The sequence below is a fragment of the Amycolatopsis pigmentata genome, assembly GCF_042684065.1.
In the GTDB taxonomy this organism is placed as follows: Bacteria; Actinomycetota; Actinomycetes; order Mycobacteriales; family Pseudonocardiaceae; genus Amycolatopsis_E; species Amycolatopsis_E pigmentata.
Genome location: NZ_JBHUKR010000006.1, coordinates 33,463 through 59,262 on the forward strand (window position 1 = coordinate 33,463; position 25,800 = coordinate 59,262).

Below are 25,800 nucleotides of genomic sequence, written 5' to 3' on the forward strand. Positions count from 1 at the left end.
TTTCCCCGAACCAGCCTAGTTCGGGACCCCGAGGGGCGCCGTGCAGAAGGGGCCGCCCAGGTAACGCGCGGCGTCGCCGGTGAGGGCGGGCGTCCCGGCGAATTCGTCCGCGAACTTTTCGGCGTTGTCCTGTGGGCGGTAACCCAGCGCCTCGGCTTCGGCGATCGAATAGACCCGGCGGGTGTTGTCCGAGACGCCCCAGATCACGCGGTAGCCGGGTGACGGGCTGGTCAGGCAGGCTTCGAAGAGACGGGCGGCGTCGTCGGGGGAGAGCCAGGTGGACAGCCCGCGCAGGTCCGGCGGGCGGTCGAAACAGGAGCCGATGCGGACGCAGATGACGTCCATGCCGAACCGGGAGTGGTACAGGCTGCCGAGCGCCTCCATCGCGGCCTTGCTCACGCCGTAGAACGTGTCCGGCCGTGGCGGGGAGTCCGCCGGAACGCCGTCATGGCCGGCCTCGGCGATTTCCCGGAAGCCGGCGGCGTGGTTGCTGGAGGCGAGCACGACCCTGGGCACCCCGGCGTCACGCGCGGCCTCCAACACGACCTGCGTGCCGTTGATGTTGACGTCCAGCGTCTCCGCCCACGTGCTTTCCCGGCTGATGCCGCCGAGATGGATCAGCGCGTCGGCGTCCTGGCACGCGCTCGCCATGACCTCGGGATCGGTGACCGAACCGGTGACCAGTTCGACATCCTCACCGGGTTCGGCCGCGGACAGCGGTGTGACATCGAGCAATCGCAGGGTCCGGCCGTCGGCGCGAAGACGGGTGCGCATCATGGTTCCGATGCGGCCCGCCGCTCCGGTGATCAGCACGCGCATGTCGTGTCCTCCCTCGTCGTTCCACCGTAGAGCTCCTACCGGATTCCCGCGTGGCGAAGGCGCCGGCCGAGATCGGCGGCGGCCTCGGCGACGACCAGGCCCACCTGATGCGCCTCGTCGTCGCCGACCTGATCACGGGGCATCGAGCAACTGAGCGCGTCGGTGCCGGGAATGCGATAGGGGACGACCGCGGCCACGCACCGAACCTCGGTCAGGCCTTCGCCGACTTCGGCGGCGTACCCACGGGACCGGGCGGCTTCGAAGTCGGCGTTGAGCGCCGTCAGTGACGTGATCGTGTCCGGGGTGAAGGCCCGGAGCGGCTCCCGGTAGAGCGCGGCGATCTCCTGCTGGGTCAGCTCGGCCAGCAGCGCCTTGCCGAGCGCGGTCGAGTGCGCGGGCAGTTTCCGCCCCACGCGCGAGACCAGATGCGTGGACCGGCCGGATTCCCTGGTCTCCAGATAGACCACTTCGGTGCCGTCGCGTCTGGCGTAGTGCACGGTCATTCCGGTGCGCTCGCGAACCTTTTCCAATGTCTCGGTGGCGTAGGGCATCGCGGCGTCGCGATCGAGATAGGCGGTGCCGCACAACAGAGCTCGTAGCCCGAGACGGTAGCGAGCCGTCCCGGGGTCCGCCTCCAGCCAGCCGGAGTCGAACAGCGTGCGCAGCAGGCCGTGCAGGCTGGAACGGGGGAAACCCGTGCGCGCGTGCAGTTCCGACAGGGACAGCCAGGCGTCATGGGCGGCGAAAGTTTCGAGGAGTTCCACGGTGCGCCGCGCGGATTTCACTCCCGAAGATTCAGAGGTCTGAACCTCCACGCCCTGTGTCATGGCAACGCTCCCCGGCTTTCGTTGACTCGAGATGGCTGTCATATTAACTTTCAGGGACTGTTCGCATCAACGAACAGGGTCCGTATATCGATGACGTTCATATACGTGAACAGAAATGTGGGGGCCGGGCGGTGCATGCTCTCGACTGGACAATGGTGTGCGGTTACTTCGCACTGATGGTCGTCATCGGCTGGTGGTCCCACCGCCGCGTCAGCAATGTCAGCGACTTCTTCACCACCGGCGGGAAGATGCCGTGGTGGCTCGCCGGGATTTCCCACCACATGTCCGGTTACAGCGCCGTGCTCTTCGTCGCCTATGCCGGTGTGGCCTACTCCACCGGCATCACGGTCTACTTCTGGGGTTTCGCGAGTATCGGCATCGGTGTCGGCATCGGGGCCTGGTTGTTCGCGCCGCGCTGGAACCGGTTGCGCGCGAAGCTCGGGGTCGCCTCCCCGCTGGAGTACCTGGCCAAGCGGTACAACGTGCCCACGCAGCAGGCACTCGCGTGGAGCGGGGCCACCCTCAAGATCTTCGACGTGGCCGCGAAATGGTTCGCGGTCGCCGTGCTGCTGCGCAGTTTCGCCGGCGTCCCCTACACCTGGGGCATCGTCGTCACCGGCGCGGTCACCCTGGTCTACTGCACCGTCGGCGGGCTGTGGGCGGACGCGCTGACCGACTTCGGCCAGTTCGTCATCCAGGGGGTCGCGGCGATCGTGATGATCGTGGCGGTGCTTTCCCGGCTGGGCGGGGTCTCCGCGCTGTGGACGACGTGGGACCGGCTCCCCGCCGGGCATCTCGACCCCGCCACCTCGCAGTACACGACGATCTTCCTGCTGGTCTACGTACTGGAGAAGACGCTGGAGTACAACGGCGGCATGTGGAACCTGGCGCAGCGCTACATGGCGGCGCCGGACACGCGCGCCGCCCGGCGGGGCGCGATCCTGTCCTCCGTGCTGTACCTGGTCTGGCCGCTGGTGCTGATGTTCCCGATGTTCGTTTCGCCGCTGCTGGTGCCGGGGCTGAAGGACGCCACCACCTCCTACGCGGTGATGGTCACCACCTTCCTGCCGCCGGGCCTGATCGGCCTGGTGCTGGCCGGGATGTTCTCACACACCATGGCCATGGTCTCCTCCGACGCGAACGCGATTTCGGCGGTGATCACGCGGGACATGGTGCCGGTGCTGTGGCGGCGCGCCCGGTCCTTCGGCGAGCGGGCCAACCTGCGCACGGCCCGGGTCGCCACCATCGGTTTCGTTCTCACCAGCATGATCGTGGCCACCCAGGCGCAGGCGCTCGGCGGCGTACTGTCCATTGTGGTCTCGTGGGTGGCGGCCCTGATGGGACCGATCTCGGTGCCACTGCTGCTGGGGATGCTGCCGTGGTTCCGCCGCTGCGGTTCGCGGGCGGCGCTGGCGTCGTGGGCGACGGGCCTGATCACCTACGCGGTGGTCTACTACGTGGTCAAGACCAGCCAGGCCACCGTGGTCGCCGCGCCGATCCTGGTGTCGCTGGCGGTCTATGTCGGGCTCGGCCTGGTCGCGCCGGAGCGTAGCGCCGAGACGGAGGAGATGATCGCCACCGTGGGCGGCCACGACCAGCCGTCGGCGTCCTCGGAGACGTCGAAGGTGCCCGGGGTTCCCGCGTGAAGGTGACGGGGTACGCCTACCCGTGGAACGTGGTGGAAGAGCCCGGTTTCGCGGAGCGGACCGCAGAACTCGGTCTCGACGAGGTGGCCGTCGCGGTGTCGTACCACTCGACGCGCGCCGCGACGCCGTGGTCACGAGTGCGGACCGCGGTCTCGGCCCACCACGCCGCGCTGTACCGGCCCGTCCGCGACGGGGTATGGGGACGCTTGCGTCCCGGTGTGCCGGACTGGGTGCGGTCGTCGGACAGCGCGGGCGAGGCGATCGCGGCGGTGAACCGGGCCGGCCTCCCGGCCGCGGCGTAGCTGGTGCTGACTCACGACTCCCGGCTGGGGGAGCGGTTTCCGGATATCGCCGTTCGAAACTGTTTCGGGGAAAGCTATCCGTGGGCGCTGTGTCCCGCTCACGAGGAGGTGCGCGCCTACGCCGCCACCTTGACCGCGGAATCCTTGCGAGGGCTGGAGGTTTCCTCGGTCATCCTGGAAGCCTGCGGTCAACTTGGGGCGGTGCACCAGTGCCGGCACGAAAAGACCGACGCGGTCTGGGCTCCGGCGGTGGTCAGGCTGTTGTCGGTGTGCTGTTGCACGGCCTGCGCGCGGATCTGGCAAGAGGACTTCCACGCCGACCCGGAAGAAGTGACCCGAGGCCTGCGTGAGGAGGTCTCCCGGTTGCTGGCCACCGGCGATCTTTCCCTCACCGAGGACAGCCTGGCCGTGGGAGACATGCTGCTCGCGACACGGCATCGGACCACCGATGCGCTCCGGCGGGAGGTTCTGGAAGGCGTCGGCCCGGGCGTCCGGATCGTCCTCCACGGCACGCTCGATCCGTGGGCGACGGGCGCGCTTCCCGGGCTCTCGCCCGCCGCCTCGAACGATGCCGATGCGGTCGTGCTGCCGTGCTGGCAGCCCGGTGCCCCGACACTGGACAGCGTCGCGGCGACGCGAACCCGGTTACCGGCTACGGTGGACGTCGGGGCCTACGTGACCGCGGTGGGCGCCGCCGAGGTTCCGGACATCGGCGCCTACGTCGCCGAACTGGGCAAGGCGGGGGCCGCCGAACTGCACCTGTACCACCTCGGTCTGGCCGGCCCGGCGCGATGGCATCTCCTGAGCGCCGCGATGGCCGGGGCGCGGGAGAGCCACCAAAGCCACCAAAGCCACTGACGAAGGCGAGGAGAGGGATGGAGACCGACGCGAACGAGTTGCAGCGGGTGATCGGGGCCGCGGCGGAGGCGGCGCCGAAGCTCGCGGCGAGCACGCCCGTGGAGCGTGCCGCCTGGTTGCGGGCCGCCGCGGACGCGCTCGACGAAGCCGGTCCCGAGCTGATCCCGTTGGCGGCCAAGGAAACCCACCTCCCCGAGGCGCCGCGGCTGCGCGGTGAGCTGGCGCGGACGACGTTCCAGCTGCGCCTGTTCGCCGAGGTGCTCGAGGACGGCGCGTTCCTCGGCGCCACCGTGGACCACGCCGACCCGGAGTGGCCGATGGGCCCCCGTCCCGACATCAGGCGCACCGTGGTGCCGATCGGGCCGGTCGCCGTGTTCGCGGCGAGCAACTTCCCGTTCGCCTTCAGCGTCGCGGGCGGCGACACCGCGTCCGCGCTGGCGGCGGGCTGCCCGGTGGTGCTCAAGGCGCACCCCGGCCATCCGGAGCTCTCCACCAGGACCGGTGCCGTGCTGCGCGAGGCTCTGGCCGGCGCCGGAGCGCCCGCCGGCGTCTTCGACGTCATCCATGGCGTCGAAGCCGGGGTGGCCACGGTGAAGGACGCGCGGATCCAGGCGGCGGCGTTCACCGGTTCGGTACCCGGCGGGCGCGCGCTGTTCGACATCGCGGTGTCCCGGCCGGTGCCGATCCCGTTCTACGGCGAACTCGGCAGTGTCAACCCGGTGATCGTGACACCGGGTGCGGTGAAGGCACGCGGCACCGAGGTGGCGAAGGGCTTCGTCGGCTCGTTCACGCTGGGGACCGGGCAGTTCTGCACCAAGCCGGGCCTGGTGTTCCTTCCCGAGGGACACGATCTTTCCGACGTGCTGCGGGAGGCGGTGGGCGCGGTGCCCGGGCAGCGCATGCTCAACGAACGCATCGAGGGCGGCTTCCGCTCCGGCGTGGGCCACCTGCGCGAGCATCCTTCCCTCACCGTGCTGGCCGCTCCCACGGACGACGAGAACCTCTTCCGGCCCAGCCTGTTCACCGTGCGCGCCGAGGACTTCCTCGCGGCGGGGGAGGTGCTGCGCACCGAGTGCTTCGGGCCCGCGTCCATCATCGTCACCTACGCCGGGCAGGGTGAACTGCTCAAGGTCCTCGACGAGCTCGAACCCGGGCTGACCGCCACGGTGCACGCCGAAGACGATGAAGTGGAGGAGGTCCGGGCCCTCCTGCCCGCGCTGACGCGGCTGGCCGGGCGCCTCCTGTGGAACGACTGGCCCACCGGGGTCACGGTGAGCTGGGCCCAGCAGCACGGCGGTCCGTACCCGGCGACCACGGCGCCCACCACCACGTCGGTCGGCACCGCCGCGATCGACCGGTTCCTCCGCCCGGTCGCGTTCCAGGGCTTCCCCGACACGCTGCTGCCCCCGCCGGTGCGCGAAGCGAACCCGTGGGGCGTCCCGCGACGGGTCGACGGGCGCCGCGACTGATCCGGGGGAGTTCAGGGCGCAATCTTCGGCGCGAAGCCGGCGTACAGGTGGTTCACGAGCGTGAGCAGAACCTGTTTGCAGGACTCGCGTTTCCGCGCGTCGCAGTCGACGAGCGGGATGTGACCGGGCAGCGTGAGCGCTTCCCGCACGCCGGCCAGGTCGTGCCGGGTGCCCGGAAAAGTGTTGCGTGCCACGACGAACGGCGTGCCGTGGTGTTCCAGGCGGTCGATGGCGTACCAGGAATCGGTCACGCGTCGCGTGTCGACGAGGACGATCGCGCCGAGGGCGGCGGTGAACAGCTGGTCCCAGAACGACGGGAAGCTTTCCTGGCCCGGCGCGCCGAACAGGTAGAGCACCAGTTCGTCGTTCAGGGTGATCCGTCCGAAGTCGAAGGCGACCGTGGTGGTCCCCTCCGCCGCCACGCCGGTTTCGCCCGCGGGCGTGAAGGTTTCCTCTGTGGACAGTGGGTCGATCTCGCTGACCGAGGACACCATCGTCGTCTTGCCGACGCCGGTCCCGCCGACGATCACGATCTTCGCGGTGTCCGCCGTGCCGGGTGGCAACGGGGGCCGGAGCGCGCCGGTCGCCGTCGAGTCCACTCCCGAGCCTCCTTCGACGCTCAGGAACCGGGGTGACGCGGCGGCGCGGTCAGGTACTCGCCGATCTGCTCGACGAGTTCGTTCATGTTGTGCCCGATGAGCCGGATATCGGTGTCCGCGTCGGCGATCACGGCCAGGTGCGCGCCCTCTCCGGCCTCTACGACGAACAGCAGCCCGCCGTAGAACTCCGTCATGCTCTGCCGCACACCACCCCGTCCGGCGCCGAAATGCACCGACGCCGCCTGGGCCAGGCTCTGCACTCCCGCCGCGATGGCGGCCAGATGAGTGCCCTGGTCTTCGGCGAGATCACTGGTGTGGCACAACTTCAGCCCGTCGCGGGAAAGGACGAGGGCATACCGGGCTCCCTGTGTCTTCCGCAACAGATCTTCGAGCAACCACTCGAGATTCTCGGTCATGTGCCTGGCCAGCCTCGCTTCCATTCTGGGTGAACCCACGGCAGCCGGATGCGTCGCGGGACCACGCCGTCACGGAAGGGTGATACTAGCCGTGATGTCTGCTGACCGTAAGAAGCGATTTCTTCCCTCTATCGGTCAATGTGAGTGGTTTTCCAACTATCCTGGTCGTGCGATTGCGCGGGCGGCGCGGATCACCGGAGTTCGCCACCCGCCAGGCGGACCGCGTGGTCGGCGAGAACCAGCAAGCACATTTCGTTGCTGTCTTCGATGATTTCCATCAGTTTCGCGTCCCGGTAGGCGCGCGCGACGATGTGCTCGTGCGGCGTCCCGGCCTCCGCGAGCAACCGCACCGCCGCCTCGGCACCAGCCGCCGCCCGCCGTGCGCTTTCGTACTTGGCCAGCACGGTCGCGATCACCATCTCCGGCGACCCGCTGTCCCAGCACGCGCTCGCGTACTCGCACAACCTGGTGGCCACGCCTTCGGCGGACACCAGATCCGCGACCTGGCCGGCGACGCGCTGGTGCCGCGACAGCGGCCGGCCGAACCGGTGCCGGGTCACCACTTCGAGACACGCGCGCAGGATCCCCACGCATCCCCACGCCATCGACATGCGGCCGTAGGCCAGGGACGACGACACCAGCAGCGGGATCGTCGCGCCGGCACCGACCATCGCGTCGCCGGGCAACCGCACCGAATCGAGGACGACGGTGGCGTGGCCGGCCGCGCGGCAGCCGGGCGGGTCGGCCACGCGCTCGACCCGCACGCCAGCCGCGTCGGACGGCACCACCACCGCGGCGGCTCCGTCACCGTACTTTCCGCCTATCACCAGCAGGTCCGCGTAATGCGCGGCGGCCACCCACGCCTTTCGCCCGTCCACCACCACCGAATCCCCCTCGGGGCGGATCTGCGTGGTCATCGCGGCCGGATCACTACCGGCCTGCGGCTCGCTGAACCCTGCCGCGGCCAGTTCGCCGCAGGTCAGCCTGCGCAGGTAATGATCTCGCTGCGCCGCGTCGCCGAGCCGCTCGATGGCCCAGGCCGCCATGCCCTGCGACGTCATCACGCTGCGGAGGGAACCGCACAGGCTGCCCGCGTGCGCGGTGAACGCGCCGTTGTCCCTGCTGGTCCAGCCCCGGCCACCGTGGGCGGAGGGGACCTGCGCGCACAGCAGACCGTGCGCGCCGAGCTTGCGGAGCAATTCCAGCGGCAGGACGCCCTCGCGCTCCCAATCGCCGGCCCGGTCACCGACCAGCTTCGTCAGCAGCGCGGCCGCCTCACGCATGGGGCTTCACGCTGTTTCCCCCCGCGTAGTCGTAGAAGCCACGACCGCTCTTGCGGCCGTGGTGCCCGTCGCGGACCTTGGCGAGCAGCAGGTCACACGGCCTGCTTCGCTCGTCGCCGGTGCGTTTGTGCAGTACCCACAAGGAATCCGCGAGGTTGTCGATGCCGATGAGGTCGGCGGTGCGCAACGGGCCGCTCGGATGGCCGAGACAGCCGCACATCAGCGCGTCCACGTCCTCCGCCGACGCGACACCCTCCTGCACGAGCCGGGCCGCGTCGTTGATCATCGGATGCAGGAGCCTGCTGGTGACGAAGCCGGGGGAGTCCCGTACCAGGATCGAAGTGCGGCGCAGCACGCCCAGGAACGCCTTCGCCGCGGACAGCGCCCCCGCGCCGGTCCGGCGGCCGGGGATGACCTCGACCGTGGCGATGAGATACGGCGGGTCCATGAAATGCGCGCCCAGCAGGTCTTCCGGTCGCGGCACGGCGTCGGCCAGTTCGTCCACGGGGACGGACGAGGTATTGGAGATCAAGGGCGTGCCCTCCGGCACGTGCGGCCCCACCTGTGCCAGTACCCCGGCCTTGAGGATGCTGTCTTCGGTGCCGGCCTCGATGACCGCGGCGGGCCGTCGCGCCACGGCTTCCTCGAGGCCGGTGGTCGTGTCGAGCCGTCCGTGCGGGATGTCCTCCGGGCACACGCCCAGCAGCGTGGCCGTCTTCAGGTGACCGGTGACCGCCGCCTCGGCCTGGTCCAGTTTCGGCCGGGTGTGGTCGGCCAGGGTGACGGCGACGCCGTGCGCCAGGGCGAGAGCCGCGATGCCGCAGCCCAGCACGCCGGCACCGATGATGACGAGGTGGTCCGTCTCGTCCGACGCGGCTGTCGTCACTCCGACCTCCCGATCGGATCACCAGAATTCGTTTTCCCATGATCCGCGCGAGGGTTATCGTCTGGATAGCGCCGGATTTCGGCGACATTTCAGCTCCATGCGGATATTCCAGCGTACCTCCTCATCGGCCGCCGTGTCCGGGAAATGCTTTTCCGGTTACTGTGCCGATCGTTACCAACCCGACCACAGCCACGGCGGAAACGGGTCTATACAGCCAGATTGGTTGCGGCCCGTCTCCGCCTACTTTTGGTCGGATCGGTGAAACGACCGCGAATTCACCAGGCCACCGGCAGGGCTTCGACACCGCGGATGAGGACCCCTTCGCGCCATTCGATCTCCTCGGCGGGCACCGCGAGCCGCAGGCGAGGGAATCGGCGCACCAGGGTGCCGATGGTCACCTGGAGTTCCATCCGGGCCAGTTGCGCGCCGATACAGTGGTGCGGTCCGAAACCGAACGTGAGGTGCGGAATGTCGCGGCGGTCGAGGTTCAGCATGTCGGGGTCACCGAACATCCGCGGGTCATGGTTGGCCGCGGCGATGTCCGCGATCACCGTTTCCCCGGCGCGCACGGTGATGTCGCCGAAGCGGACGTCCTCTTTGGCCACCGTGCCGAAGGCCGGGCCCGAGTGCACCGGGACATGTCTGAGCAACTCCTCGATCGCGTGGTTGATCAGGTCCGGGCGGGCGCGGAGTTTGGCCAGCTCGACCGGGTTGGTCAGCAGCGTGTAGGCGAAGTTGGTGACCTGGTTGAGAACCGTCTCGTGCCCCCCGGCCACCAGTGCCACGCCGAGCGAGGCCAGTTCCCGTTCGCTCAGCCGGTCGCCGTTGTCGACGACGGTCGCCAGCGCGCTGAGCAGGTCGCCGCCCGGCTTCTCGCGTCTGGCGGCGACGAGCGAGGAAAGGTAGCCCAGGAAGCGGTTCATGGCCTCCTGCGACTCGTCCTGGGTGTACACGATCGACCTGATCGTTTCGGCCATTTCCCGGAAATCGTCGCGGTCGCCCGGAGGAACGCCGAGCACCTCGCAGATCACCATGACGGGCAACGGTTCCGCCACGAATCGCTTGAGGTCCGCAGGGGCGCCTTGTGCCGTGAGTTCGTCGAGCAGGCCGTTGACGATCTGCTGCAGCTTCGGGCGTAACCGTTCGATCCGGCGCGCGGTGAATGCCTTGGCCACGAAGCGGCGCACCCGCGTGTGCTCCGGCGGGTCCATGGTCAGCACCGAACCCGCCGGCGGGAGTCCCGGCACCATCCGGGGCGCGTTCGCGCCGGCATCGGCCGTCGCCGAACGGCTGAACCGGGGGTCCGACTGCGCCAGCCGGACCGCGGAATACCGCAATGCCAGCCACGCTTCGCCCCCGTAGGGCATCCGCACCCGGGCCACCGGCGCGGCCTCCCGGGCCGTGCGGTACCACGGGTCCAGGCACAGCCGGCTGGTGTCGCCGACCGGATACTCCGGCACTGCCTCGTTCGCGCTCATGGGTTTCCTCTTCGACGCTCATGCCCGGCATTCGATCTCCTCGGCCGTCATGATCGGACAGCGCGGCTATCGTTCCGATAGCGTTCCGCGTGCCACGGTGAACATCGAGAAAGAGAAGAACCGCGCTTTCACCGGGCCGGCCCGAGCCGCGCGCTCAGACTCAGGATGAGTCGCTGCGCGTCGCGGAGTTCCTGCCCCGGTTCCGTGCCGAGCTGTTCGATCAGGAGGGACCTGGCACGAAGGAAGACGGCCAGCGCGTCGGATTGGCGGCCGGCGCGATGCAGGGCGATCATCAGTTTCGCGGTCAGGGACTCGCGCAGCGGATGTTCCCGTACCAGGCGGGAAAGTTCGGGAACCAGCTGAGCGTGACGGCCGAGCCGCATGTCGAGGTCGATCCGCCATTCCAGCGTCTGCAGGCGAAGCTCCTGCAGGGGTGGCACTTCCATGTCCCGCAGCGTGGGCGACGGGACGTCCAGCAGGGGAGCGTTGCGCCACAACGCCAGCGCTGAGGACAGCGCGGCGGAAGCTTCGGCGTGCCTGTCCTCGGCGGCGAGTTCCGCGGCACTCTTGCGAAGCTCGAAGAAGCTGGCCAGATCGTTCTCGCCGGGACCGAGGTCGATGATGTACCCCGGGGCCTTGGTGACGATCCGGCCCGCCGCACACGGGCCGAGCGTGCGGCGCAGGCGCATGATGTAGGTCCGTACCGTGGCCACCGAACTCGGCGGAAGGTCTTCGCCCCACAGGAAGTAGGCGATCCGGTCGATCGAGACCACCCGGTTGCTGTTGAGCAGCAATCCCGCCAGGATGACCCGCTGCTGGGTGGCCGGGATCGGTATCTCGGCGTCGCCGACCACGGCCTGGACCGGGCCGAGTATTCCAAAGTGGACCGGTGTTCCGCGCGGATCGTCGTTCCGTGTTGGACGCATTCTGCTGCCTCAGTGCGATCGTTATTTTTTCACTCGTGAAGTCGTTTGTGACGGCTCCAGTCCCGCACCGGGCGGCCGTGTCTTCCTCGTGCTTTCCGGGCAATGATAACCGTGCCCGTCCGGGCCGATACCGGCGTTTCACAAATCGGCCACCACAATCGACCGTTCAGCTCAGTCGGGCCTCGGCCCACCGGGAGGATTCTCGCTCTCAGCGACGCCGTGGCCGGGGTTTTCACCCGCGATTACAGCGCGGTTCGGCCGGGAGGGTCCGAGTGTGACGGTGAATGTGGTCAGACGTCTGAGGGATGCGCTGGCGAAGCCGGCCACCGCGCACCCCGCCAACACGGCGGCGCTGATCATGACAGCGCCGACGGGCCCCAGGGCGTGGGCCAGGGAGCCGAGCGCGTTGTTGGTCAACAGCAACGCGCAACTCTGTACCACGGTCAGCAAGGCCTGGATGCGCGCGAGGTAGGCCTCCGGCGCGGCGCTGAGCAGAATCGGGCTGAGGTGGCTGGCGAAGACACCGGTCCCCACGCCCGCCACGAACGCACCGGCGAGCGCGAAGCCGACGGGCTTGGCCAGCGCGACGGTGACCTGCCCCGTCCCGACGACGAGCAGCGCACCCACGGCCATCAGGCCGGGACGGGAACCGGCGCCCCGTGTGCTGACCACGAGCGTCGACACGATGGTCCCGGCGCTCTGCGCGCCGAGCAGGAGACCGGCCAGGCCGGCACCCCAGGCACGGTCGCGCGCGAGCAACGGGACGAGGATGCTGCCGAACGGCAGAATCAGGCCGGCCGCCGCTGCGACGAGGAGAAGCGCGGTCCCCAAGCCAGCGGTCCTGAACGCCAGCCGCACCCCGTCCGCCGCTTCGAGCAGTACGTTCTTGCGCTGCCCCGGCAGGGCCGCCGCACCTCGCGTGCGGATCCGGACCAGGACGACGAGGACCACCGCGAACGTCAGCGCGTCGGCCCACGCGGTCCCGGACAGCCCGGCGTAAGCGACCAGGACGCCGCCGAGCGGACCGCCCGCGATGGCCACGACCTGGCTTCCGCTCTGGCGTAACGCCAATGCCCGGACGAGCTGATCACCGGCCACCAGGCGTCGCGGCATCGAACCCGAGGAGGGAAGGTAGAAGGCGTCGGTCGCCCCGTTGACGAACGCCACGGCCGGCAGCAGGAGCGCGGGCGTGCCGATCCAACTCGACGAGACCGCGAGCGCGACAGCCACGACCAGCATGATCGCGTCACAGGTGATCATCACGCGGCGGGCCCCCAGGCGGTCACCCACTGCTCCGCCCACCAGCAACAGGAGCACCCGGGGCAGGTCGCCGCGGTCAGGACCAGACCGGCCACCACGCCCCCGTACGCCGACGCGGCCCACCCGATCCCGAAGTTCAAGACGACATCCCCGAGTTGCGAAGCCAGGGCGCCGCCCACCCACACCTTGAACGTGCGGGGCAGTCGATCCACGCGCATACTGTGCCGTTCCCCCCACCGGTCGGTTCGGCGCGAGTATGGCAACGGCCTACGACAAAACGACGGACAACGCAGGTCAGGCCGGAGTTCGAGGACGGAAGGCCGTTACGAGTATTGGCAACGCGGCCAGCAAGGCGATTCCCCGTAACAGTCCGGCGATGGGGTAAGGCGCGCGCAACCCGAACAGGTGGGCGGTGAATCCACCGGCCAGCGCTCCGAGGGGGATCAGTCCCCAGCCGACCATGCGGTAGACGCTGTTGACCCGGCCGAGCAGTTCGGCGGGGACGAGATGTTGCCGGAGGCTCACCGTGACGATATTCCAAAGGGTGGTGACAAAACCGTTCGCGGCCAGGAGTCCGGCGAGCACGATCGCGTCGGGACTGAACCCGATCGCGATGAAGACGACCACGTTCGCGGCGAGCGAGGCGAACAGCGCTGTTCGTGCGCCGATCTTGCCGACGAGACGTGCGTTGACGATGCCGCCGAGAAGGCTGCCGACGGCCGCTCCGGTGAGGAGCAGGCCATAACCGCTCGCCGTGAGGTGCAGCGTTTGGGTCGCCAGCAGGACCAGCGTCGTATTGCCGAACTGGTTGCAGAAGGTGTTGACGCCCAGCAGGACGGCGAGAGTGCGCAGCAGTCGTTGACGGGCCAGCCAGCGCAGGCCGTCCAGGACCGCTCGGCGGATCGGCTGCCGATCGACCGGTCCGGGTCGACGGCGCGGCAGCGTCGCCAGCAGGGCCGCGGAGAGCGCGAAGGAGCCCGTGTCGATTCCCAACGGCAGCGCGGCCGCGACCGCGAAGAGCAGGCTCCCCAGGGGCGGCCCCACGAATTGCCCGCCGACGGTGCTGATCGCCTGCTGATAGCCGTTCGCCTTGTGCAGCAAGGGTTTCGCGACGATATCGGGCAGAATCGCCTGTGCCGCGTTGCCGAACACGACCTCGCAGGCGCCCAGTCCGAAACCCATGATCGCCAGGAGCGCCACACTCGTCCTGCCGAACCCGGCCAAGACCGCGACCACACCGACGATCGCGGCCTGAGTCGCCTGGGCACGCCACATGAGGCTTGCGCGATCGTGCCGGTCGACGACCGCGCCGGCGGGAAGCGACAAGAGGAGCCATGGCAGATAGGTCGCGGCGGCGGTGATCGAGACCAGCCTGGGGTCGCGGGTGACCGTGACGGCCAAGAGCGGAACGGCGGCGGCGAACGCGCCGTCGCCGACGGCGTCGACTCCAGCGGCACACCACACCCGCCAGTAGGCCGCGGGCAAGCCGGTTCCGGGGTCGGTCGTGGCCATGAGGGGATGGTCCAGTGTCCTCGCGCCGTGCCGGAATCATTTAGCGCTCCGCTCCATACTCGAGGTCGTGGCTTTGACGGTCGAACTCGATGTGACGGAGCTGGCGGCGACCCGTTTCGCGATCTCACCGCTGTCCGAGACGGTTTCCGCCCTGCAACAGCTGACGGGTCACCCGCGCCAGTCGGTCAACCTGAGATGGTTGCGATGGGCGGAAGACGAGCTCGGCAGGAATCCGCTGGACATCCCGCACACCCGGGCACTGATCGCCGGCGACCGCCCGAGCTGGCCGTCGTTCCTCATTCCCGCTCCGCTCGGCGCCGGCCCGTCCCTGGAAGACGACCTGACGGCGTTGCGGCGCACGACTGCTCGTCAGGTGCGGGTCAGCCTGCGGCGCGTGTTCGGCGACCGGCTTCCGGGCACGGTCGCCATGCTTGCCGCCCGCCCGGCGGCGGGGCTACGGGCGCTCGCGGCGGAACTGCGTGCGACGTACGACCGGCTCATCGCGCCGCACTGGCCGCGAATCCGGGCCGTCCTCGACGCGGACGTCGCCTACCGTGCGCGCCAACTGGCCACCGGCGGAACCGGGAAGTTGTTCTCCGGCCTGCATCCGGACCTGCGCTGGAGCGACGGACGCCTGACGCTCGAGGGAACTCGCCCGCACATCGACCGCGTCGTCAACCTCGGCCCCGGCGGGCTGGTTCTCATCCCGGTCGTACTCGGCCCGCCCCACGTGATGATAAAAAGGAATACCACGACGCAAACCACGGTACGGTACCCGGCACGGGGTGTCGGTACATTGTGGACAGCCGGAACGCGGCGCCCACCCGAGAGCGTGACCCGGTTACTGGGCCGGCCTCGAGCCGAACTGCTCGAGGCACTGCGCTCACCCGCGACGACCACCAATTTGGCCCGCGCGCTCGGCGTCACCCCCAGCGCCGTCTCGCAGCACCTCCGTGTGCTTCGCGAGAGCGGGCTCGTCGTAGGTGAGCGGTCCGGCCGGGCCGTGCTGTATACGACTACCGATCTCGGAAATGCCTTGTGCGAGGCGGGAATGGCCTAGGCCGGATGTTTCGCGGGGCTGATGTGCTGGCCTGATCGGCTTCGGATTGGCTTTTCGATCGTATTTGTGGCAACCCGTTGCGGTCGGTGAACCGTAGCTGCGCGCCGGGGTGCGGGCGTTCGGCACGCACGATGACGCGCATCCCGGGCGGCCAGGCGGCGAGGTCGATCAACCCGGTCAGCACGGTCTCGACATCGCCGTGTCCCTTCGCGGTCGGATCCCACCAAGCCGACACCAGTGCTGCCTGGGCGCGGCATGAACGCCGCCTGCGCCTCGCGTGCTTCCGCGTTCGCCCGATCGCACTCTGACTCGATCCGGTAGGTCCGCCGAGTGGGCACGACGGCTGCGGCCGCGAATCCGGTTCGGCGCCGGCGAAGTGCCGCACGTGTGCGCTGTCTTGTTTCGGCCAGAAACGCCTCAACGACTTCCTGAAGCCGAGGGTGTGGTGTCATCCTCGGAAAGGTGATCAGGCTGCTGCCGCTCGTGCTGATCGTCCTGGCACCGTTGCCCGTCCCTTCTGCGGCGGCCTCGACGACCGTCTGTGCCCTGTCCTGCGACACCCTCGATCCGTCGAAGGCACAGCAGGAGACGTTTCCCCTGCCGGACAAGGACATCAACGGCCGCAAACTGGTCCTGCACGAATCCGATGTGGACGGAATGGTCTGGGCCAGCATCGACCAGGGCACCACCGGTGACTCGGTGTGGCTGGACCGTTCCTGGGACGGTGGCGCGACCTGGGAAGGCTTGCTGGGCAAGGCAAGTATCCCGAGCACGTGGACCGGTACGCGGACCCTGATGTACAACGTCCACGACCCGGTCGGGCACCGGCGTGGTGTGGTGCGCGCGTGCGGCGACGCGAACGCGGTGGCTTGCACCGACTGGCTGCGACCGGAGGTCTGCGACAAGGTCTGCGACAACATGGATCCGTCGCTTGCGGTCGGTGACGTGCAGCCCGTCGCCCCGGGGTCGCTCTACGGCCGCACGATCCGGTTGCACACCGACGCCAACGGCATGGCGTGGGCGACGATCGAGAACAGCGGTGCCGGTGACGAGGTATGGCTGGACCGGTCGTGGAACGAGGGCGCGAGCTGGCCGGATGGGGCGTCGCTGGGGCGTACGTCCTCAACTCGGACGACGATGTTCGCGACACGGGATCCACGCGCCAAGCTGTACGGGGCCGCGGTACGCGCGTGTGGCCGGGAGGCCAGTCACCAGAACGGAAGCTGCACGGCGTGGGCACGACCCGCGCCGACTCGGTCCGGTGCCGCCGCCGATGCGCTGATGTACTCGTATGACACATACCAGGCTTGGTGGCCGAGCAGTTGGTGGAATTCGGCGGCGGCGCTGACCGCGTTGATCGACTATGCGCGGGACACCCAGAACCATGACTACGACTGGGTGATCGGGCGTACCTTCGAGCTGAACAAGGGAACCTTCGCGGCCGGTGTGCGTTCGAGCGACCCGGTCGAAGGCGACTTCATCAGTCGCGCGATTGATGACTCCGCCTGGTGGGGGCTGGCGTGGATCGCGGCGTATGAGTACACCCACGACAACCTGTACCTCACCGAGGCGACCAAGATCGCCGACTATATCAGCGGATTCTGGGACACGGACACCTGCGGCGGCGGAGTCTGGTGGAACCGCGAACGCACGTACAAGAACGCGGTGACCAACGGAGCGTACCTGCGGCTGACGGCCGCGCTCCACATCAACACCGAGGGCGACACGCTCTGGGGTGAGCGTGCGGTCACCGTCGGCAACTGGTACCTGAGCAGTGGTCTGATCAATTCCGCGAACCAGGTCAACGACGGGCTCACCGGCGACTGCCGCAATAACGGCCAGACCGTCTGGACCTACAACCAGGGCTTGGCGATCGGTGCCTTCACCGAACTGTGGCGCGCCACCGCCGACCAGCGCTGGATGAACACCGCCACACGGCTTGCCGATGCCGTCGGTCAAGGCGTGCTCACCGAAGCGTGCGAGCCGGACTGCGACGACAATCAAAAGCAGTTCAAGGGCATCCTCGTCCGGTATCTGTCCGAGGTCGGCTACCAGCCGTACCTCCGGACACAGGCGGATTCGTTGTGGACCACCGATCGCGACTCGCTCAACCACCTCGGCCTGCGCTGGGCCGGAGGCAATCCGAACCCGTTCGACTGGCGCACTCAAGCCAGCGCGTTGGAAGCTCTCACCGCGATCGGCAGTGCGGATCGTGCTCGCGTCGACGGCGGCGTGGCGGCACAGTAGCCGTCCTCGAGCATCGGCCGTTCCCAATCCCAGCTGACATGCTCGGCGATGCCGGTCACCAGCCGCTCATGGCGCCACCGATCCGATCAAGGCGTTCACGGAGGCATCGAGGTCTTCGGCGATTTCGCGCTCTTGCCCGCGGGTGAAGACGACGCGTCCGTCGATGACGGTTCGCCGTACATCGCAGGCGCCCGCGGCGAAAACCGCCGTGGCCGCACCCGCTCCGGTCCCGGCGGTGTGCCGCGACATGGTGTGCAGAGTGACCAGGTCGGCCCGCATCCCAACCCGAATCGCGCCGACATCGGGATATCCCATGCCCGCGACTGGTCCGGTCGTGCGTTGCCCGCAGGGACGTATCCGGCCGTTTTCACTCTTTCCGGTGGTCTCTTCTTTACCTGACTCTACGGCGTTCAAGAGTTCGATAAAATAGGGGCATGAGCGCCCCGACCGTCCCCGCCCTGCCCGACCTCCCGGACCTGCCGGAGTTCCCCGGCATTCCGCCCAGCCCGCCGGGGATGCCGCGTCGGATGCGGCAGGTGCAGGGGTTGGTGAACCGGTTGCAGGCTCATTATTTCGAGGTGCTGGTCTGTTTCACGCGTGCGGCGGAGGAGCCGGCGACGGTGCCGCAGGAGCTGGCACTCGCCCTGGCGATCGGCAAGCGCGCGGCGCACCAGCAGGTCGAGCCCGCCCAGGCGTTGACCACGCGGCTGCCGCGCACGCTGGAGGCGATGCGGCGCGGTGAGATCGACGGGTACAAGGCGGTGAAAATCCACGAACCCACCGCGCTCCTGTCCGATGCGGAGGCCCGCCAGGTCGATGCGGTGATGTCCACCCGCCTGGCGGGAAAGGATCCGGGTGGCCTGCGCCGGTCGGCGAACCGGGCGGTGGCCCGGATCGATCCGGAGGGCTTCGCCGGGCGTTGTCGTGCGCGTCGTGTGCGGCGGAAGGTGGAGTTGTTTCCCCTGGACGAGGGGATGGTTCAGCTCTCCGGTGATCTCCCGGTGGAGGTCCTGTTCAGCGCCGAACGGAGTAACACTCTTCGACCCCAACTCGATGAAAATCGAGCGCCACACCTGGCGAGGGACGAAGATCCCCACTCCGTGGACCCACGCACTCCGAAACACCGCCGCCTGACCGACTCGTGGAGAGCCGGATGCCGGGAAACCGGCACGTCCGGTTCGGCGGAGCGGCACGGGGAAACGACCCGGCGAAACCCGGGAACCGCGCCCCGTGTCGACTCCAACGGCCGGCTGGGGTGGGGTTTCTATCTCGACAAGAAGACGGGCCGGTTGGCCGTGATCACCCCCACCGGTGACCATCACACCAGCGACCCACAGCCGCTCCACGAACCCCGAACGCCCGACACCGACACCGACACCGACACCGACACCGATGAGTCTGCAACAGAAAAATCCACGGTGGACGAACCTACGCCAGGCAACCTCGTGGTGGAGCAGACCGTTACCAGTGAACGCGATACAGGCACCACGCCACGACCGTCGGAACCTCGATCCGGCCCGAGCGATCTCCCACCCTTCCAGGGCATGCCCGCTGGAAGGGTGTTCGGTGCTTGTAATCGACCTTGGTTGTGGCACGTGGTGGTGTGGCGTATGCGGAGTGGGTGATCCTGGCGGTCAGCCCGCCGCCTTGGTGAGATACTCGGCGATGCGGCGGCTCACGGCGGGGAAATGCGTGTCGAGATAGAAATGTCCACCGGGGTAGATGTGGCGGGTGAACGAACCCGTGGTGTGCGCGCCCCACTGATCGGCCTTGTCGGGGGTGACCATCGTGTCTTCGTCCCCGATCAGAGCCATGATGTCGCAGCTCACGTCGGGGCCGGGCACATAGGTGTAGGTGTTCACGGCGCGGTAGTCGTTCCGGATCACGGGCAGGACCATCTCCACCATGTCCGGCGTCTCCCAGATCCGCGAATCGGTGCCGCTGAGCCGCTTCACGTCCGCGATCAGGTCGGCATCAGGCAGGAGGTGGGTAGATCGTCTATTGTGGACACTTGGCGCCGAGCGTCCGGAGACGAAGAGAGCGGCTGGCCTGGGACCTCTCTTCTCCAGCAGGCGAGCGACTTCGAAGGCGACGAGGGCGCCCATGCTGTGCCCGAAGAGCGCGGTGGGCCGCCCGTCCTCGTCGTCGAGCAGGCCCGCCACCGTGGTGGCCAGTTCGACGATGTTGTCCACGAGCGGTTCCCGGTGTCTGTCCTGACGGCCGGGGTACTGCACGGCGATCACGTCCACGTCCGGGGCCAGCGCGGTGACCATCGGCAGGAAGTAACTCGCGGAGCCACCCGCGTGCGGGAAGCAGACGAGCCGGACTCCGGCCGTGGGGGCGGGCCGGAATTGTCTGAGCCACAGTTTCCGGTTGGTCATGATCCGCTGTTCCCCCATGCTGTCGCCGTAAAGGTGTGGTCTGTACCGACGGTACAGAAAGGAAGATCGTCACCACAATGTCCGTCCGGGCGCCGGGTGATTCAGGCGTCTTTTTTCGCGCTTGTGTCCCCGAAACGCGGCTAGAAGACCGGAAGGCGTTGCCCGGCTCCGGTTTCGGCCGCCCGGCGGTGAACCGCGTGGAACAGCGCGACGTCGAGTACGCCCAGCCCGAACGGGTTGACGATGACGTACCCGTCGTCCGGCCTGGCCGGCACGCTCCCGGTGGTGAGCAGTTCCCCGAGGGTGGCGGTGATGGCGGGCCGCCCGGCCGACGGTGTGGTGGCGATGCGGCCCTCGTTGATCAAGCGGCCGAGCGGGCGGCGCGGATTCTCCGCGATCAGCGCGATGTCGTCGACGTACAGGGCGGCGGCGCCCAGGAGCGCGTCATCGGTCAGATCCGCCAGCGACACGTGGACCAGCACCGATCCCGGGGTGACCCACTCGGGTTCGACATAGCCTTCGGAGACCGTGGTCAGGAACAGCACGACCTCGGCCCCGTTCATGGCCTCGGCCGCGGTCCCGGCGACGGTGAACCCGACGCCGGGATAGCGGGCGGCCGAATCGGCGGCCAGGGCCTCCGCCGACGCCGTGCGGGTGTCGTGCAGTGCGACGGACCGGATCCCACCGTGGCGGGACAGCAGCAAGGCCAGGTGCACCCGCGCCTGGGTGCCGCAGCCGACGACCGCGAGCGACGCCGGGTCGCCGTATCCCGTGGCCTCCAGGGCGACGGCGGTCACCGACGCGGTGCGCACCGCGCTGAGCAGGCCCACCTCCATGACGGCGACCACCCGCGCCGTCTCCCGGTCGAAGCACAGCCCCAGTCCGCCGGCGCGTTCCATGCCGAGCGCGGGATTCGACACGCTGGCATTGATGATCTTCATGCCGTAACTCCCGGCCACCGCGCCCGGCATCCCGATCGAGCGCGTGTAGGCGCCGCGACTGTTGTGCCAGGACAGGTACGCCTCGCTCGGCAGGACCGTCTCACCCGCGTGGTGCCGTATCAGCGCGTCCCGGACCGTGGCCACGACGTCGATGCCTTCCAGGCACCGCACGACGTCCGGGCGCCCCAGATACAGCAGGTTCTCCGGCCGCGGTTCGGCCAGGGCGCCGGTCAACCATGTGTTCGCCACGCGACGAGCATGGCAGGGCGACGTCGCATTGTCGGTTACACTGAGTAACGAAACGGTGGTCGTGGTCCGGAACGACTGCCGAGCCGCACCGCTACCTCCGTGAGGACCGGGCGAGGAAGCCGGTCGGACATTGGCTACCGTTGACAGGCACAGTCAGCATGAACCATGAGGAGCCACCACCGTGTTGCGCACGCGCGAGGCCGGATCACTCCGTGCCGAGGACACCGGACGGTCCGTCACCCTGACCGGGTGGGTTGCCCGTCGGCGCGATCACGGCGGTGTCATCTTCATCGACGTGCGAGACGCCAGCGGCGTCGCCCAGGTCGTGTTCCGTGAGGGTGAGATGGCCGAGCGCGCCCACAAGCTGCGCTCGGAGTTCGTGGTCAAGGTCGTCGGCGAGGTCACCAAGCGGCCCGACGGCAGTGAGAACCCGGACCTGCCCACCGGCGCGGTCGAGGTCTACGCGACCGACCTCGAAGTGCTCAACGAGTCGGCTCCGCTGCCCTTCCAGATCGACGATCACATCGAGACCGGCGAGGACGCCCGTTTGCGTTACCGGTACCTCGACCTGCGTCGTACCGGTCCGGCGCACAACCTGCGGCTGCGCAGCGAGGTCAACCGTCTCGCGCGTGAGGTGCTGCACTCCGAGCGCTTCGTCGAGATCGAGACCCCGACCCTGACCCGCTCCACCCCCGAGGGTGCCCGCGAGTTCCTGGTGCCCGCCCGGCTGCGCCCTGGTTCCTGGTACGCGCTGCCGCAGTCGCCGCAGCTGTTCAAGCAGCTGCTCATGGTCGGGGGCCTCGAGCGCTACTACCAGATCGCCCGCTGTTACCGGGACGAGGACTTCCGCGCCGACCGGCAGCCGGAGTTCACTCAGCTCGACATCGAGATGAGCTTCGTCGAGCAGGACGACATCATCGAACTCGGCGAGAAGATCCTCACCGCGATCTGGAAGGGCACCATCGGCTACGAGATCCCCCGGCCGTTCCCCCGGATCACCTATGCCGAGGCGATGGCGAAGTACGGCTCGGACAAGCCGGACCTCCGCTTCGACCTCCAGCTGACCGAACTGACCGAGTACTTCAAGGACACGTCGTTCCGCGTGTTCCAGGCGCCCTACGTCGGCGCGGTCGTCATGCCCGGCGGCGCCTCGCAGTCGCGCCGCACGTTCGACGCGTGGCAGGAGTGGGCGAAGCAGCGCGGCTCGAAGGGCCTCGCCTACGTCGTGATCGGCGAGGACGGCACCCTGGGCGGACCGGTCGCCAAGAACCTGTCCGACGTCGAGCGCGAAGGCCTCGCCAAGGCCGTCGGTGCCGGCCCGGGCGACTGCGTCTTCTTCGGCGCCGGCGATCCGGACGACGCGCGCACGCTGCTGGGCGCCGCGCGTCTCGAGATCGCCCGCCGGACCGGCCTGATCGACGAGAGCGCGTGGTCGTTCGTGTGGGTCGTCGACTTCCCGATGTTCGAGTCCACGGCCAAGCTCGGCACCGATGACGTCGCGGTCGGCGGCGGGCGCTGGACCGCCCTGCACCACGCGTTCACCTCACCGACCCCGGAGTGGATCGACCGCTTCGAGGACGACCCCGGCAACGCGCTCGCCTACGCCTACGACATCGTCTGCAACGGTGCGGAGATCGGCGGTGGCTCCATCCGTATCCACCGCGCCGACGTGCAGCAGCGGGCCTTCAACGTCATGGGGATCGGCCCGGAGGAAGCACAAGAGCGCTTCGGCTTCCTGCTTGACGCGTTCAAGTACGGGGCCCCGCCGCACGGCGGCATCGCGTTCGGCTGGGACCGCGTGGTCATGCAGCTCGTGGGCACCGAGTCGATCCGCGAGGTCGTGGCGTTCCCGAAGAGCGGCGGCGGCTACGACCCGTTGACGGCGGCGCCCACCCCGATCTCGGCTGCCCAGCGCAAGGAAGCCGGAGTGGACGCCACTCCCAAGCCGTCCGGCGATTGACGGTCTAGGCGGCTGGTGTTTTCCAAGGCGCGCGATCGGATTTGCGGAGACGGGCCGTGGCTCACGAGCCACCATCACCTTCGCAGGCAGGCGGCCCGCCTCCGGAAATCCGAGGCCTTCGGCACTCGCGCACTTCCTCGCCTCGTGCGCCAACACGGACTTATGAGACACGCGCTAGCCGGTGACGACGCTCCGGCCGGTGTGCCAGGACGGGCGGGTGTTGACCGTCTCCGCGTCCTGGGTGCTGGTCCGGCGGTAGGAGGCGCCGATCTCGGCCAGTTCGTCGGCGGAGAGCACGTCCTCGATGCGGCTGAAACCGTTCGGCGCGCGCTCGGCGACGGTGCGCAGCACGCGATCCGGGCCGAGGCCGCGGTTGGCCAGCAGGATCGCGTTGGCCGGCTCGCGTCGCTCCGCCTCGTACCGGCCGAGCCCGGCGACCGGGTCGGGCGTGGTGGCCAGGTAGTGCGCCAGGACGCGCGCGTCGATGATGGCCTGGGACCCGCCGTTGGAGCCGACGGGATACATCGGGTGCGCGGCGTCGCCGACCAGGGTGACCCGGCCGGAACCCCATGAGGACAACGGATCCCGGTCGACCATCGGGTATTCGAGGATTTCCTCGGTACGCCTGAGCAGGGCGGGCACGTCGAGCCAGTCGAACCGCCAGTCCGCGAAGTGCGGGAGGACGTCTTCGAGCCGGCCGCGCAGGGTCCAGTCCGGCACGAGGCCCCCGTCCGGCATCCGTACCTCGGCGCACCAGTTGACCGTGGTGCGACCGTCGACCGTGGGCGTGATCGGGTAGGCGACGAACTTGGCCGCCGCGTTGGTGCCCGCGATGATCATGGTGCGGCCGGTGAGAAACGGCTCGGCTTCCACCGTGCCGCGCCACATCCGGATTCCCCGGCTCGTCAGCGGTCCCTCGTCGGGATGCAGCCAGGCCCGGACCGCGGAGTGCAACCCGTCCGCGCCGGCCACCACGTCGGCAGTGGTCTCGACCACCTTGCCGGCGCGGTCGCGCAGGCGCACCGACAACCCGTCCGGTGTCTCGGTGCAGCTTTCGAACGCGACGCCGGTGGTGACCGCTTCCGGGCCGAGCCGCTCGCGTACCGCGCGCAGCAGCAGCATTTGCAACGCGCCGCGGTGGATGGAGTATTGCGGCCAAAGGTATCCGGCCGCGGTGCCCCGTGGTTCGGCCCAGATCCGGTTGCCGAATCGGTCGAAGTGCACCATTTCGGCTGTCGGCACGCCGAGTTCGGCCAAATCGTCACCGAAACCGAGTTCGGTCAGCTCACGCACCGCCTGGGGCTGCAGGTTGATTCCCACCCCGGCCGCGGTCAGCGTGCGTGCCTTGTCCACGACACGGCAGGGGAGTCCGGCGGCGTGCAGGCTGAGCGCGGTGGTCAGGCCCGCGAGCCCGCCGCCGACGACCAATGTTTCCGTCACGCCAGGGCCTCCGCCCGGCGGGCGCACAGCGAAGCGCGAAAACGGCATGAAGACACGAAGCAATGCGATGGCAAGGGGGCTCCACTTTAACGACGAGAATACGGTCACGGGTCACGCGAAACGTCGTCGGCGTCGGCAACGCTCTACCCGCCGCGATTGTGCCAGCGCGTTACCGCATCGTCGTTGAAATCCGGGTTTTTTGGGCTGAACGGGCCAACGATTTGGTACGGCCCGCGCAAAAAAGGGATCCTTCGGCCCAGGGCGTGGACAGCGACACCCGTACGGTCGTGGCCGGTCGAGCCCGGCGGGAAACCGGGCCTATTCGGTGTCGAAAGCGAACTGGTCGGTCCCCAGCACCGTGAGCAGAGCGAGTTTCTCGTGGCTTTCAGTGCCTGGGGTGGCGGTGAAGACGAGCAGCGACTGCCCCTGGTCCGGCTCGAGCAGGAGCTGGCAGTAAAGGTCCAGCCGGCCGAGCTGGGGATGGATGAACCGTTTGGTGTCACTCCAGCGGAGGCCCACCTCGTGGCGCTGCCACAGTTCGGCGAACTCGGCGCTGGTGCGCTGCAGGAGGTCGGCGAGGTCGGCCGCCGGGGAGCCGGGTCCGTTCCGGGTGACTGCGCTGCGAAGGAGCGCGACGTTGATCCGGCTGTTCTCACCGTGATCCTCGGGGTCGTAGCGCTCTCGCTCGACCGGATCGGTGAACCAGCGGTACGGCGCGTAGCGCGCATTGCCGGCGTACTGCGTCTGGTCGCCGAGCAGCGCCACTGCGGAAGGGGTCTGCAGCAAGGTCTCGCCCAGTGGGCCCATGACCTGTGCGGTGGTGCCGGTCAGGCCGTCCATCACGCGCATCAGCCCTGGACTCACGTGCTGGGCCCGCAGGTCACGGTGGGCGGTGCGGTAGCCGGCGAGCAGGAATACGTGGTCGCGTTCGTCCGGGGTCAACCTGAGGCCACGGGCGATGGCCGCGACCATGTGTTCCGACGGTTGCGGACCGTCGCCGCGTTCGAGCCGGGCGAAGTAGTCGGCGGACATACCGCACAGCTCCGCCACCTCCTCGCGACGCAGCCCCGGGGCACGCCGTCGTTGCCCTCTGCGCAGTCCGACATCCTCCGGTTGCAGCGCCGCGCGCCGGGCGCGCAGGAAAGCGCCGAGGGATGAGCGGTCGAACGTACGGTTCATGGTTCCTATCGTCGACCCTCCGGCGTGGCTGAGCCACGACCTGCCAGTCAGTGGTTGCGCGT

24 protein-coding genes are annotated in these 25,800 nt (G+C 68.8%); 9 read left to right on the forward strand and 15 right to left on the reverse strand.

What is annotated here, in order from left to right; translation table 11 throughout:
• Positions 1–15: 15 nt before the first annotated feature.
• Together ACFSXZ_RS08165 and ACFSXZ_RS08170 are read right to left on the reverse strand one after the other, a co-directional pair.
• On the reverse strand, positions 16–819 hold the full coding sequence (locus tag ACFSXZ_RS08165) for an NAD-dependent epimerase/dehydratase family protein (protein WP_378262971.1): 804 nt from the start codon (positions 817–819) through the stop codon (positions 16–18).
• 35 nt (positions 820–854) lie between these two features.
• The gene (locus ACFSXZ_RS08170; RefSeq protein ID WP_378262973.1) at positions 855–1,646 is read right to left on the reverse strand and encodes an IclR family transcriptional regulator; all 792 of its coding nucleotides are present in this window, start codon (positions 1,644–1,646) and stop codon (positions 855–857) included.
• A gap of 131 nt (positions 1,647–1,777) precedes the next feature.
• Between ACFSXZ_RS08170 and ACFSXZ_RS08175 the strand changes: the two genes are divergently transcribed.
• From ACFSXZ_RS08175 to ACFSXZ_RS08190, 4 genes are read left to right on the forward strand one after another with little or no spacing between them, the layout of a single operon-like run.
• A complete protein-coding gene (locus ACFSXZ_RS08175; RefSeq protein WP_378262975.1) occupies positions 1,778–3,292 on the forward strand; it encodes a sodium:solute symporter family protein in 1,515 nt (504 codons plus the stop codon).
• Positions 3,289–3,594 carry a hypothetical protein gene (locus ACFSXZ_RS08180; RefSeq protein ID WP_378262976.1) on the forward strand — a complete coding sequence of 102 codons (306 nt, stop codon included), beginning with the start codon at positions 3,289–3,291 and terminating at the stop codon, positions 3,592–3,594. The genes ACFSXZ_RS08175 and ACFSXZ_RS08180 overlap by 4 nt, the downstream gene beginning before the upstream one ends.
• Before the next feature lie 3 nt (positions 3,595–3,597).
• Positions 3,598–4,452 carry a hypothetical protein gene (locus ACFSXZ_RS08185; protein WP_378262978.1) on the forward strand — a complete coding sequence of 285 codons (855 nt, stop codon included), beginning with the start codon at positions 3,598–3,600 and terminating at the stop codon, positions 4,450–4,452.
• 17 nt (positions 4,453–4,469) lie between these two features.
• Positions 4,470–5,921 carry an aldehyde dehydrogenase (NADP(+)) gene (locus ACFSXZ_RS08190; protein ID WP_378262980.1) on the forward strand — a complete coding sequence of 484 codons (1,452 nt, stop codon included), beginning with the start codon at positions 4,470–4,472 and terminating at the stop codon, positions 5,919–5,921.
• A gap of 11 nt (positions 5,922–5,932) precedes the next feature.
• Here ACFSXZ_RS08190 and ACFSXZ_RS08195 read toward each other — a convergent pair whose 3' ends face one another.
• From ACFSXZ_RS08195 to ACFSXZ_RS08235, 9 genes are all read right to left on the reverse strand, one after another.
• A complete protein-coding gene (locus ACFSXZ_RS08195) occupies positions 5,933–6,520 on the reverse strand; it encodes a GTP-binding protein (protein WP_378262981.1) in 588 nt (195 codons plus the stop codon).
• Between the two features lie 20 nt (positions 6,521–6,540).
• The gene (locus tag ACFSXZ_RS08200) at positions 6,541–6,936 is read right to left on the reverse strand and encodes a roadblock/LC7 domain-containing protein (RefSeq protein ID WP_378262983.1); all 396 of its coding nucleotides are present in this window, start codon (positions 6,934–6,936) and stop codon (positions 6,541–6,543) included.
• Between the two features lie 191 nt (positions 6,937–7,127).
• Complete coding sequence (locus ACFSXZ_RS08205) at positions 7,128–8,219, reverse strand: acyl-CoA dehydrogenase family protein (RefSeq protein WP_378262985.1); 1,092 nt, start codon at positions 8,217–8,219, stop codon at positions 7,128–7,130.
• Positions 8,212–9,105, reverse strand: a complete 894-nt coding sequence (locus ACFSXZ_RS08210; RefSeq protein ID WP_378262987.1) for a 3-hydroxyacyl-CoA dehydrogenase family protein — start codon at positions 9,103–9,105, stop codon at positions 8,212–8,214. Before ACFSXZ_RS08210 ends, ACFSXZ_RS08205 begins: the two co-directional genes overlap by 8 nt.
• Before the next feature lie 275 nt (positions 9,106–9,380).
• Entirely contained in the window at positions 9,381–10,583 is a 1,203-nt protein-coding gene (locus ACFSXZ_RS08215; protein WP_378262989.1) for a cytochrome P450, read from the reverse strand.
• Between the two features lie 128 nt (positions 10,584–10,711).
• On the reverse strand, positions 10,712–11,509 hold the full coding sequence (locus tag ACFSXZ_RS08220) for an AfsR/SARP family transcriptional regulator (protein ID WP_378262991.1): 798 nt from the start codon (positions 11,507–11,509) through the stop codon (positions 10,712–10,714).
• A gap of 171 nt (positions 11,510–11,680) precedes the next feature.
• Positions 11,681–12,799, reverse strand: coding sequence for an MFS transporter (locus ACFSXZ_RS08225; RefSeq protein ID WP_378262993.1), 1,119 nt, complete (start codon positions 12,797–12,799; stop codon positions 11,681–11,683).
• Complete coding sequence (locus ACFSXZ_RS08230) at positions 12,769–12,981, reverse strand: hypothetical protein (RefSeq protein ID WP_378262994.1); 213 nt, start codon at positions 12,979–12,981, stop codon at positions 12,769–12,771. Before ACFSXZ_RS08230 ends, ACFSXZ_RS08225 begins: the two co-directional genes overlap by 31 nt.
• 82 nt (positions 12,982–13,063) lie before the next feature.
• Positions 13,064–14,281, reverse strand: coding sequence for an MFS transporter (locus ACFSXZ_RS08235; RefSeq protein WP_378262996.1), 1,218 nt, complete (start codon positions 14,279–14,281; stop codon positions 13,064–13,066).
• Between the two features lie 67 nt (positions 14,282–14,348).
• Here ACFSXZ_RS08235 and ACFSXZ_RS08240 point away from each other — a divergent pair, with 67 nt between their 5' ends.
• The 4 genes from ACFSXZ_RS08240 (at position 14,349) to ACFSXZ_RS08255 (ending at position 19,213) form a co-directional block, all read left to right on the forward strand.
• Complete coding sequence (locus ACFSXZ_RS08240; RefSeq protein ID WP_378262998.1) at positions 14,349–15,341, forward strand: ArsR/SmtB family transcription factor; 993 nt, start codon at positions 14,349–14,351, stop codon at positions 15,339–15,341.
• Positions 15,342–15,803: 462 nt separating this feature from the next.
• Positions 15,804–17,588, forward strand: coding sequence for a glycoside hydrolase family 76 protein (locus ACFSXZ_RS08245; protein WP_378263000.1), 1,785 nt, complete (start codon positions 15,804–15,806; stop codon positions 17,586–17,588).
• 48 nt (positions 17,589–17,636) lie between these two features.
• Complete coding sequence (locus tag ACFSXZ_RS08250) at positions 17,637–17,987, forward strand: hypothetical protein (protein ID WP_378263001.1); 351 nt, start codon at positions 17,637–17,639, stop codon at positions 17,985–17,987.
• A gap of 35 nt (positions 17,988–18,022) precedes the next feature.
• Positions 18,023–19,213 (forward strand): DUF222 domain-containing protein, encoded by a 1,191-nt coding sequence (locus ACFSXZ_RS08255; RefSeq protein WP_378263003.1) that lies wholly within the window; start codon positions 18,023–18,025, stop codon positions 19,211–19,213.
• A gap of 9 nt (positions 19,214–19,222) precedes the next feature.
• Here ACFSXZ_RS08255 and ACFSXZ_RS08260 read toward each other — a convergent pair whose 3' ends face one another.
• A complete protein-coding gene (locus ACFSXZ_RS08260; RefSeq protein ID WP_378263005.1) occupies positions 19,223–19,987 on the reverse strand; it encodes a thioesterase II family protein in 765 nt (254 codons plus the stop codon).
• Positions 19,988–20,109: 122 nt separating this feature from the next.
• Positions 20,110–21,159 carry an ornithine cyclodeaminase gene (locus tag ACFSXZ_RS08265; protein ID WP_378263007.1) on the reverse strand — a complete coding sequence of 350 codons (1,050 nt, stop codon included), beginning with the start codon at positions 21,157–21,159 and terminating at the stop codon, positions 20,110–20,112.
• A 181-nt stretch (positions 21,160–21,340) separates the two neighbouring features.
• Between ACFSXZ_RS08265 and aspS the strand changes: the two genes are divergently transcribed.
• Positions 21,341–23,119: an aspartate--tRNA ligase gene (gene aspS / locus ACFSXZ_RS08270; protein ID WP_378263008.1), complete on the forward strand. Its 1,779-nt coding sequence runs from the start codon at positions 21,341–21,343 to the stop codon at positions 23,117–23,119.
• A 174-nt stretch (positions 23,120–23,293) separates the two neighbouring features.
• Here aspS and ACFSXZ_RS08275 read toward each other — a convergent pair whose 3' ends face one another.
• Positions 23,294–24,559: a flavin-dependent oxidoreductase gene (locus ACFSXZ_RS08275; RefSeq protein ID WP_378263010.1), complete on the reverse strand. Its 1,266-nt coding sequence runs from the start codon at positions 24,557–24,559 to the stop codon at positions 23,294–23,296.
• Positions 24,560–24,877: 318 nt separating this feature from the next.
• Entirely contained in the window at positions 24,878–25,738 is an 861-nt protein-coding gene (locus ACFSXZ_RS08280; RefSeq protein ID WP_378263011.1) for a helix-turn-helix transcriptional regulator, read from the reverse strand.
• Between the last annotated feature and the right edge of the window lie 62 nt (positions 25,739–25,800).